Genomic DNA, 9,575 nt, shown 5'->3' with positions numbered 1-9,575 from the left:
GCCCGATGTACCGCCGACCCGCTCTTCGCGGGTGTTTCGCTGATCCGCCGCGAGATGTTCATGAACCGCTCGTCATTCAGCTGTCCGCGGTGCCAGCCCAGGCCACGCAACGGGCGCTGGTAGGGGAAGAATCTGGTGACCGCCCAACGACTTACCGGATCCATTGGGCATACCCGGAACTCTCCATTGAACCCGGCGATTCGGCGGGCAAAGCCGCCCACGGGGCAGTGCGACTCGTCCTCCACGCCGCAGACTTGTCCACTTAGTGGGGTGAGCCATAGAGCGAGCACGCCGGTCAGAGTGACTATTGGGGCATGGAAACAGCTAAGACACTCTTTCAGCTAGGTGGCGTAGCACGCCGAAAACATCACAGCGGTCCCGTCGAGTTCGAGGAAAAACGCCGGCGATGGAACCTGTTCACCGAGGTGGGTCACCTCCCCGCACGCAACCTCCGTGACCTAAATGTGACAAACAGTGGGTCGGAAATGTACAGTAGATGGCGCGCCGGGTTCCGTTCAACTCAGCGTCCTCCCGACAGATTGCCTAATTCTGCCGCCGTCGTGAGGTCCGTTCGCATACATCCGGCAGAAGCGGGGGAACCAGTAGTGGTTGTCGCAAGACGACCTAGGGGTGAAGGCGCACAGCGCCCGGGTGGCTCCCATCCGAATCCGACAGCTAACTTCGTAGGCACTGGGAGAGGCAACATCATGTCCAAGAACCGTTATATCGCGCGCCATCGTGCAGCCACGCCAAACGCCATGCAGACCGTTTCCAAGGCAGTTAGCTCTCACGCTGGCGCCATCGGTCGCCCAGCAGCTGTGGTTGTCGCCGCATCAGGCCTGATGCTCAGCGCCGGACTGCCAGCGAACGCTGCAGGCGAAGTCAACGTCAGCGCCCCTGTTGCCGCTGTCGCACCCGCTGTCCAGACACCCGCCGCAGGCTCCAGCACCCACACCGTTCAGCCCGGTGACACCTTGGGCACCATTGCTGCCTCCTCCGGTGTCAGCCTTGAGTCCATCTTCGCCATGAACGGCCTCAGCTGGGATTCAGTCATCTTCCCAGGTGACGCTATCTCGCTCTCCGGGAACGCTGGCCAGGCAACTCAGGTATCGGCAGCTGTTCAGGTTGCTGCGCCAGCGGCAGCTGTCCAGGTTGCTGCACCAGCGCCAGCTCCTGCCCCGGTTGCTGCACCAGCGGCTGCTCCTGCACCAGCTCCAGCTCCTGCTGAGACCAGCACCCTGGGCATCACCACGGCTTCCGAGTCAATCCAGCCAATGGCAGCAGCGTCCACCGGCGGTGAGGTTTCCAGCGCAGGTATCGTCGGAACCGCACAGTCGATGATCGGCAACCCCTACGTCTTCGGTGGCACCAGCCCAGGCGCAGGCTGGGATTGCTCAGGCTTCGTGCAGTGGGTCTTTGCCCAGCACGGCGTCGACCTGCCCCGCACCAGCCAGGCCCAGATGGGTGCGCTGACCCCCACCAGCAACCCACAGCCCGGAGACCTCGTCGTCCAGAACGGCGGCGGTCACATTGGTATCTACATCGGCGGTGGCCAGATGGTCAGCGCGTTGAACCCCAGCCAGGGCACCTTGGTCCACGCGGTCAGCGCCATGCCACTGGTTGGCTACTACACCCTCTAAAGCACCACCCTCGAAAACACCCACGCCGCTCCAGCGGTACGGGTGACAGCGCGCAATGCGCCATCGGAGCAATCCGGTGGCGCATTCGTGTGTTCCGGACCCGTGGCACCCCGATAGGGTAAGCCAATGGCACCAGTGACGACAGACGGTTCAGGACACGACAACGGGAAGTTGCGTGGCATCACCGAGCCCGCGCACCTGGGCGACGAGCTGACCGTCACCCTCGGCTTCCTGCAACGTCAGCGCGATCTGGTCGCCTGGAAAATGGGCGGTGCCGATGACGGAGTCCTGAGCTCAGTAGCAACTCCCACCGGGCTTACCCTGCACGGCCTGGTCCGCCATCTGGAAAACGTTGAACGATCCTGGCTCAGGGACGTATTCGCCGGAGAACAAAGCCTCGACTATGACTGGTCCGACGAGGATCCCGACGCCGAATTCCATGTCGCCCCCGAGACCCCCGTGGTGCGGCTCCTCGAAAACTATGCGGTCGAATCAGCTCGCTGCGACTCAATAGTGCTCAGCGCAGCATCGCTGGACGACATCTCATCACGGGGCGGCTATACGCTCCGGTGGATCCTGCAGCATTTGGTTGAGGAGACGGCACGTCATCTGGGCCATATCGATGTGTTGCGGGAACAGGCCGACGGAGCAGTCGGCGAAGAGCCAATCAGGGCCGACTAGGATTCGGCAAAGGGGTGGAGAGCTGGCCCCGGTAGTGCTGTGCGAGGCGAGCCAAACCTTCATCGATCGACACGGTTGGTGTCCAGTCGAGCAGCTCGCGGGTTCTACGCTGGTCAAACCAGTGGGCAGTGGACAGCTGCTCGGCAAGGAACCGGGTCATCGGAGGCTCGCCCTCGATACCGCCTCGCTGCCACACCCGTTCCACAATCGATCCAGCGATACGTGCCACCCGGCCGGGGACACTCCAGCGAGGCGGCTCCACCCCACCAGCGCGGCAAATTCCTGCAATCAGTTCGCCAATCGGTCGCGGTTCACCATTGGTGACCACCACTGCCTGCCCGGCTAACCGGTCCATACTGCCCAATGCGGCGACTATCGCTTCGGCGGCATTGCCTACGTAGGTGGTATCCACCAGGGCTGTCCCAGCGTCCAGGAGCGGCAAACGCCCTGCCCGGGCACGTTCCAGTACCCGCTCAACCAGTTGCGTATCGCCGGGACCCCACACAATGTGGGGTCGGATGGCTGCCACCCGGAAGCTTGTGCTGTTGGCCTGCAGCGCGAGCAGTTCGGCCTTCGCCTTGGTCTGGGCATAGTTACCCCGCACCAGATCAGGAGTCGCTGGCGTAGCTGCTTGTCCCATCAGTGCCTCGCCGATGTGAGCCACCGAGGGCGAGGAAACAAAGATGAAGTCATGCACGCCAGCGGACCGTGACGCACCCAGCAGTGCCCGGGTGCCCTCGACATTGATGGCTTCGAAGTCGGCTGCAGCACCCCCGAATGACACCTTGGCGGCTAAATGGACTACAGCGTCTACGCCCTGCACCGCGCGAAGCACAGCCGTCTGGTCGGTAATCGATCCAAGACTATCCTCGACGCCGGCCAGGCCTGAGGGCCGGCGCTGAAACGTGACCACGTGGTGCCCCCGAGACCGGATAAGGTCAGCGGTCACCCGGCCCAGCATTCCGCTGGCGCCGGTGACAAGGACTCTCACAGTTTCCCGATCTTCCCGCCGGACAGCGCTCCGGCCGCCCAGACGGCAACACCGGTCCGGTCGATCTTCGCGTTGTGCCGGATATCGGTGGGCAACGACGGCACCACCAGCACAGCTGACAGCTCCACTCCGGCGCTCCGCGCTGCTCGGCGGGCACCGGCGGCCAGAGCTGCGGGCGCCAACCCTGGCTTGCCAGTTGGTGGTGTGGTCTCGACGACTGCAACCACAGCCTGGGTACCCGTCGGACCGACGCCCACCACCGCTGCCAGCCCGACGGCGTCAATCGTCTCGAGTGCCTGCTCCACGCCTACCGGGGTGACGACGCCGGTTGCAGCCGTGACGATGTGCGGCAGGCGGCCTTCAACCCAGAGCCTGCCCGCGCCGTCGAAATGGCCGACATCCCCGGTGCGATGCCAGTGTCCGGTGCGTGAGCTATCGCTCTCTGTAAGCCACAGCCGGTGGTAGCGCTCCTTGACGTGGGGAGCACTGATGAGGATTTCACCGGTGATTCCGGCATCGGTGGTCGGTTCGCCGTCAGCGATGCCCGCATGGTTGAGAGGGCTGATGGTGATGCTCGCACCCGCAACGGCTCGGCCAACACACACGCCGTTTCCAGCGCCGGGGATCGATGAGGCAGCAGCATCGGCCTGGGCCGAAAGGATCGATTCCAGATCAATATCGGTTACGGGGAGCGCTTCGGTCATCCCGTAGGGCGTGTGCAGGGACGCTGCCGGGAGAACGCTGAGCAGCTCGGTCAACAATGGTGCAGGCACTGGAGCGCCGGCGGAAAGCACCAGCGATACGCCTGCCAGCGCGTCCCTGTGGCCGGTCGTCAGATTGCCCCGGGTGGCGAGGATGTTCCTGAGCGCTGCGGGCGAGGCGAATACTGTGGTTGCCCCGATAGCGGCTACGGCATCAGCCAGGGCAGCTGCCGAGAGAGTTTTGGGCTTGGTGACATCCATGTCGGGCGTGATCGACGTCGTCCCCAACGCCGGTCCCAGCAACGCGAAGGGAGCGAAACCGGCTACCAAACCGTCGCCGGGGCTGATGCCGAAGGTCAGCGCGACGGTGTCCCGCATGGCCGCCAGGCGGCGATGGGTATAGACAACCCCTTTGGCCGGTCCGGTGGATCCGGAGGTGAACAGGATGGCGGCGTCAGCGTCAGGGTCGAGACCGTCAGGGTCGAGACCGTCAGGGTCGAGACCGTCGGGATCGAGACCGTCGGGGTCGAGACCGTCGGGGTCGAGAGCGTCGGGTGTCGCCAGCGGGTCTGCTGACTCGCCAGCTTCCCCAGCGCCGATCGCCCGGAGGCCGGCCAGGGAATGCTGCACGCCGAGAAGCTTCCGTTTGGCCAGCGGGAGGTGGGCAACACTAATGCGCTTCCCCGGCCAGCTGAACAGCTTCGCAGCGGTCAGGGCCAGATCGATGCCGATCAGGAAGTCGGGAACCGTGCTGCGAACTGCCTTGCTGAGGCCTTTGCGTCCGAGGCCAGCGTCAGCGACGATGATCACCGCACCGATCCTTAGGCAGGCATAGAGCAGAACAGTGAGTTCCACGCCTGGCGGAATCATGAGGCTGATTCGGCTGCCTCGCCGGACACCAATGCGCCGCAGCGCCATGGCGAGGGACTGTACCTCGGCGTCGAGGTCCCGCCATGACAGCGATCGCCCTGGCTGGCCGGCGGTGCCCATATCAGCCACAGCCAGCTGGTCCGCATGGGGGCCCGCGGCGCGCTGCGTGAGCTCGTGTTCAAGGGGGGTAAAGGACCCTACCGGCCCAGCGATCTCGGACGAAGCAGCGTCGGAACCACCAAGCCACCTGAACAGCGGCGCCGCGATATCCCGGTCCTCGCCGACCAGGTGACCAGCTCCCTCAAATCTGTGCACATCGGCCTGGGGGAGCCGCTCGGTGAGATCGTCGAGGTAGGTGTCCGAAAAGATTGGGTCTTCTGGGCCCCACAGCATCAGCGCCGGCACATCGAGGGTGCGTATGCCCGCCGCGATGGAGAGGAGCGCCGGATAGCTGGGATGCGAGGGGTCTGCCGGTATGTCAGCGACAAAATCGGCGATGCCCTGGCGTCTCGCGCCACCGCGGTAGGGCAGCAGGAACGCTTTTCGCACTTCGCTGGGCAGCGAGGGACGTGCCAGTGAGTGGGTGACATCAAGGAACGCGGAGGTGTCCTTGGTCCCCCACCGGTGGACGAGGGGATGCAGCGCAAGCCGAAGCGCCGCCGGAATAGGTCGATCCGGATCCTGATGGATGGCCGTATTGGTGAGGACGACGCCGGAGATGAGGTCCCGCCGCCGGTCGGCGAAGCCGAGGCTGACAACGCCGCCCCAGTCATGACCCACGGTGATCAGATCTTTGGCGAGTCCGAGGGATTCGGCGAAGTCATTGAGGTCATCCACGCGGTCAGCGAGCCTGCGGAAGCGTCCGGTCCGCTCGGAAAGACCCATATTCAGTTGGTCGACGGCGATCACCCGCCAGCCGTGTTGGACACCGGCGGCAAGGACTGACCTCCACAGATAAGACCAGGTGGGATTGCCGTGGACACAGAGCAGGGTGCCCCGGGCGGGCCCGGTGAGCTGCGACCCGTTGTCCAGGTAATGCCAGCTGTTGGTGGTTCCAACCGGGTCTACTGCAGCGGTGGAGGGGACGTCTCGGTAGGCCAGCCAGGAGGGGTCGACGCCGGGAAGTGCTACCACGCAATCTCCAGCATCGCTGTGTTCAGGCCCGATCCAACGCCCATGCAGAGCACACGGTCGCCGGAGGTCAGGGTCTGTGCTTCAGCTGCGAGGGTCATCGGCAGCGACGCAGGACCCACATTGCCCCATTTCTGGAACGTCATGGGGACCCGCGAGGGATCCAGGTCGATTGCCTCAACAATGGCGTTCGTATGGGTGCTGCTCACCTGATGGGTGATGTAGCGGTCCATCGACGTCCAGTCCCACTCCTGTTGAGCTTCAGTCCAGGCATCGACGACCAACTCAAGACCGCCGTCGAGCAGGCCCTGGGCATCCGTGTACATGCCGTCCATGCCTCCAATGCACAGCTCGTGGTGCTCGGTTCCGGCGCGCGCCACTCCGCCGAGGACACGGTGGGCGCCGGGGTGAGCATCGGCTGGCCCGAGTACTGCGGCAGCCGCGCCTGAGCCCAGTGTGAGAGTGGCAAATTCCTGCAGGAATCCGGCCCGGGTGGCATCTGGCTGGTTGAGCCGGCGAAGTGTGGCCTCCTGGGTGGCCTGGGAATCTTCGCCGTTGACCACCATGGCGTAATGAATCTGACCGGCCTCAATCATGTTGGCGGCAAGGGTGATGCCGTTGACAAACCCAAGGCAGGCGTTGGCGACGTCGAAATTCATCGCCGACGAGGGGAGTCCCAGACTGTTATGGATTTTCACGGCGACTGAGGGTTCCAGATTGGTCCGGGTCACCGACGTGTTGATGAGCAGTCCAATTTGGGAGGCCTCGATCCCTGAGGATGCCAGCGCTTTCGCGCCGGCTTCGATGGCGCCGTCGTCAAACCGGGTCCCCGGGGCCCACCACCGTCGCTCAGTGATTCCGGCTACTCGTTGCAGCAGCCCACTGGAGAGGCGAAGGCGCTTCAGCGCCGGTGCTAATACCCGGTCAAACTCGTTGGAGGTGACGATGACCGGAGCCTCAACACTTTCTACGCCAAGCAGCGCCGTGTTGTGGTGTCTGAAGTTGAAATTGCCGGTCAAATTCCCTGCCTTGTCGACTGGTCAGTGCGCCTCGATAACCTGCGCTGGAAGGCCTCTAGGGCGCTCGGACGCACAAACGAATCTAACGATTCGTGGTCAAGCCTACTTCCTGTAGCTTTCAACAGACGGCGTTGACACGTAATTACGCAGTCCGTGAACCCACACAATGCTGCTGAACAGGCCCTCAACGCAGTAGATTAGGGGAAAACTGACATCTTCTGGAGACCTAAGAGATCCTGTGCATCTGAAAAGTCTAACCGTGCGCGGCTTCAAGTCTTTCGCGTCCGCCACGACGTTCGACTTCGAGCCGGGCGTGACAGCTGTGGTGGGACCCAACGGGTCCGGCAAATCGAACGTGGTGGACGCCCTCGCCTGGGTGATGGGTGAACAGGGAGTCAAAACGCTCCGCGGTGGAAAGATGGAAGACGTCATTTTCGCCGGGACATCAGGGCGGCCGCCCCTCGGCAGAGCCCAGGTATCCCTGACCATCGACAACGCTGATGGTGCACTGCCCATCGAGTACGCCGAAGTAACCATTTCCCGCACCCTGTTCCGCACTGGGGGGTCCGAATACGCGATCAATGGCAGTACCTGCCGCCTCCTCGACATCCAGGAACTGCTCTCCGATTCCGGGTTGGGCCGGGAAATGCACGTGATCGTCGGGCAGGGCCAGCTGGACAAGGTGCTGCACGCCACCCCCGAAGACCGCCGGGGGTTCATCGAGGAGGCCGCAGGAATCCTCAAACACCGCCGTCGGCGTGAAAAAACAGTCCGGAAGCTGGACGCCATGCAGGCGAACCTGACCCGGCTCACCGACCTGACCGGTGAAATCCGTCGCCAGCTCACCCCGCTCGGCAAGCAGGCGGATGTTGCCCGCCGCGCCAAGACCGTGCAGTTCGATGTTCGGGACGCCAGGGCGAGGCTGATGGCCGATGACCTGGTGCAGCTGATGACCTCCTTCGACCGGGATGTTGCTGACGAAACCGCCCTGAAGGAACGTCGCTCCGACGTCGAGAAGCTCCTGACGGCTGGAAGGTCCCGGCAAGCAGACCTTGAGCGGTTTGCCGCGGAGGCCACCCCGCGGCTTAACGCGGCCCGCGATACCTGGTACCGGCTCGCCAACACCCGTGAACGGTTCAGGTCGCTGGGCAGTCTGGCCGAGGAACGTCGTCGGCTGTTGGGTGACGACGCCGACGACGACGGCCTCCCACCGACTGGGGGAAGGACCCCTGATGAACTGGATCAGCAGGCTGAGCGCGTCAGGGTCGAGGAAGCCTCCCTGCGGGACCACGTCGACGAACTCGGCGAAGGGCTTGAGACAGCCATCGAACTGCGGGCCGACGCAGAGGACGCGGCAGCGCTGGAGGACAAGAGACTCGCAGGGCTTCTTCGCGCCGCCGCCGACCGGCGTGAAGGGCTGGCCAGGCTCACCGGGCAGGTGGGCGCTGCCCGGTCCCGGGTTGAGTCGGCCGAGGCGGAGCTGGGCCGGCTCCGCGGGTCGGTGGCCGACGTCAACGGGAGACGCGCCGCAGCACAACAGGAGTTTGCCGCGCTGGAAGTTCAGGTAGCCGGTGCTGAGGAGGGGGAAGAGAACCTCGACGAACACTTCGAGACCGCCAGCCGGGCCGTTGAGGCAGCGCAGACGGAACTGGAGGACCTGACCAGGCTGGAACGGGCAGCCGACAGGGAACGGGAATCCCTGCAGGCCCGCCGGGACGCCTTGCAGACCGGCCTGCAACGCAGGGATGGCTCTCAGGCAGTGCTCGACACCGGTCTGGACGGCGTTCTCAAGGCCGTCACCGACCTCATCACCGTCCAGCCCGGGTATGAGACGGCCATCGCTGCGGCGCTGGGTCAGGTGGCTGACGCCGTCGCGGTCGAGGACCTACAGGCGGCCGAAGGAGTGCTGCGGCGGGTGCTCGACGACGACGCCGGGCAGGTGGTGCTGCTCATCGCCGGGACGCCGGGTAAGGAAAAACCAGGGGAGACCCTCCCAGGACTGCCTGCCGGAGCAGTGGCAGCAGCCGGGCTCGTCAGCTGCGACAGTCGCCTGGTCGGCGTCGTCACCGAAGTCCTTAAACACCGGGTGGTGGTTGAAGAGATCGACCAGGCGTTTGCCCTGGTACGGGCCCAGCCACAGCTGATCGCTGTCACCATGGACGGACACATCGTCACTGTGGCATCGGTCAGTGGCGGCTCAGCCGCGGAACCGGGCGTCCTTGAGGTCCAGGCTGCGGTCGATGAGACAACCATCAGGTTGGACGGCGCTGCCACCCGGATGGAGCGGGCCAGGTTTGAGATCGCTGCAGCCACCGCACGGCTGAACGCTGCCCAGCTGAAGTCCGACAGCGCGTTGGAACAGCTGCACGATTCCGATGCCCGGCTCGCAGCCGTCGCCGAGAAACTGGGCCAGCTGGGATCACTTGTCCGTTCATCAGCTGGTGAGACCGATCGCCTGACCCGGCTTGCCGACGCAGCGGACGCCAACCTCAACTTCGAGCAGGATCGTCTGCACGAGGTCACCGAACGGCTCGCCGCTGCA

At 64.4% G+C, this 9,575-nt stretch carries 6 protein-coding genes, 1 pseudogene and 1 riboswitch; of the genes and pseudogenes, 4 read left to right on the top strand and 3 right to left on the bottom strand.

Annotated features, from left to right (window positions below; translation table 11 throughout):
- The 3 genes and pseudogenes from Y703_RS21960 to Y703_RS0106255 all read left to right on the top strand — a co-directional run.
- Positions 1-123 (top strand): annotated as a pseudogene (locus tag Y703_RS21960) (DNA-formamidopyrimidine glycosylase); the annotation flags it as partial.
- A 407-nt stretch (positions 124-530) separates the two neighbouring features.
- A riboswitch (cyclic di-AMP (ydaO/yuaA leader) is annotated at positions 531-704 on the top strand.
- Positions 705-707: 3 nt separating this feature from the next.
- On the top strand, positions 708-1,640 hold the full coding sequence (locus Y703_RS0106260; RefSeq protein ID WP_026552026.1) for an NlpC/P60 family protein: 933 nt from the start codon (positions 708-710) through the stop codon (positions 1,638-1,640).
- 126 nt (positions 1,641-1,766) lie between these two features.
- The gene (locus Y703_RS0106255) at positions 1,767-2,321 is read left to right on the top strand and encodes a DinB family protein (RefSeq protein WP_051427352.1); all 555 of its coding nucleotides are present in this window, start codon (positions 1,767-1,769) and stop codon (positions 2,319-2,321) included.
- On the opposite strand, the gene Y703_RS0106250 is transcribed toward Y703_RS0106255, so the two are convergent.
- Genes Y703_RS0106250 through Y703_RS0106240 form a run of 3 tightly spaced genes read right to left on the bottom strand, consistent with a single transcriptional unit; the run spans position 2,308 to position 7,033 of the window.
- Positions 2,308-3,312, bottom strand: coding sequence for an NAD-dependent epimerase/dehydratase family protein (locus tag Y703_RS0106250; RefSeq protein WP_026552024.1), 1,005 nt, complete (start codon positions 3,310-3,312; stop codon positions 2,308-2,310). The genes Y703_RS0106255 and Y703_RS0106250 overlap by 14 nt on opposite strands.
- Positions 3,309-6,017: an alpha/beta fold hydrolase gene (locus tag Y703_RS0106245; RefSeq protein ID WP_026552023.1), complete on the bottom strand. Its 2,709-nt coding sequence runs from the start codon at positions 6,015-6,017 to the stop codon at positions 3,309-3,311. The genes Y703_RS0106250 and Y703_RS0106245 overlap by 4 nt, the downstream gene beginning before the upstream one ends.
- A complete protein-coding gene (locus Y703_RS0106240; protein WP_026552022.1) occupies positions 6,011-7,033 on the bottom strand; it encodes a 3-oxoacyl-ACP synthase III in 1,023 nt (340 codons plus the stop codon). The genes Y703_RS0106245 and Y703_RS0106240 overlap by 7 nt, the downstream gene beginning before the upstream one ends.
- 238 nt (positions 7,034-7,271) lie before the next feature.
- Here Y703_RS0106240 and Y703_RS18305 point away from each other — a divergent pair.
- Positions 7,272-9,575, top strand: a 2,304-nt coding sequence (locus Y703_RS18305; RefSeq protein ID WP_035764053.1) for a chromosome segregation SMC family protein, incomplete at its 3' end; no start/stop codon positions are given.

Source organism: Arthrobacter sp. H20, from assembly GCF_000520515.1.
Taxonomy (GTDB): domain Bacteria; phylum Actinomycetota; class Actinomycetes; order Actinomycetales; family Micrococcaceae; genus Arthrobacter_D.
The sequence above is the reverse complement of the archived record's forward strand: the minus strand, read 5'-3'. Positions and strand labels throughout refer to the sequence as shown.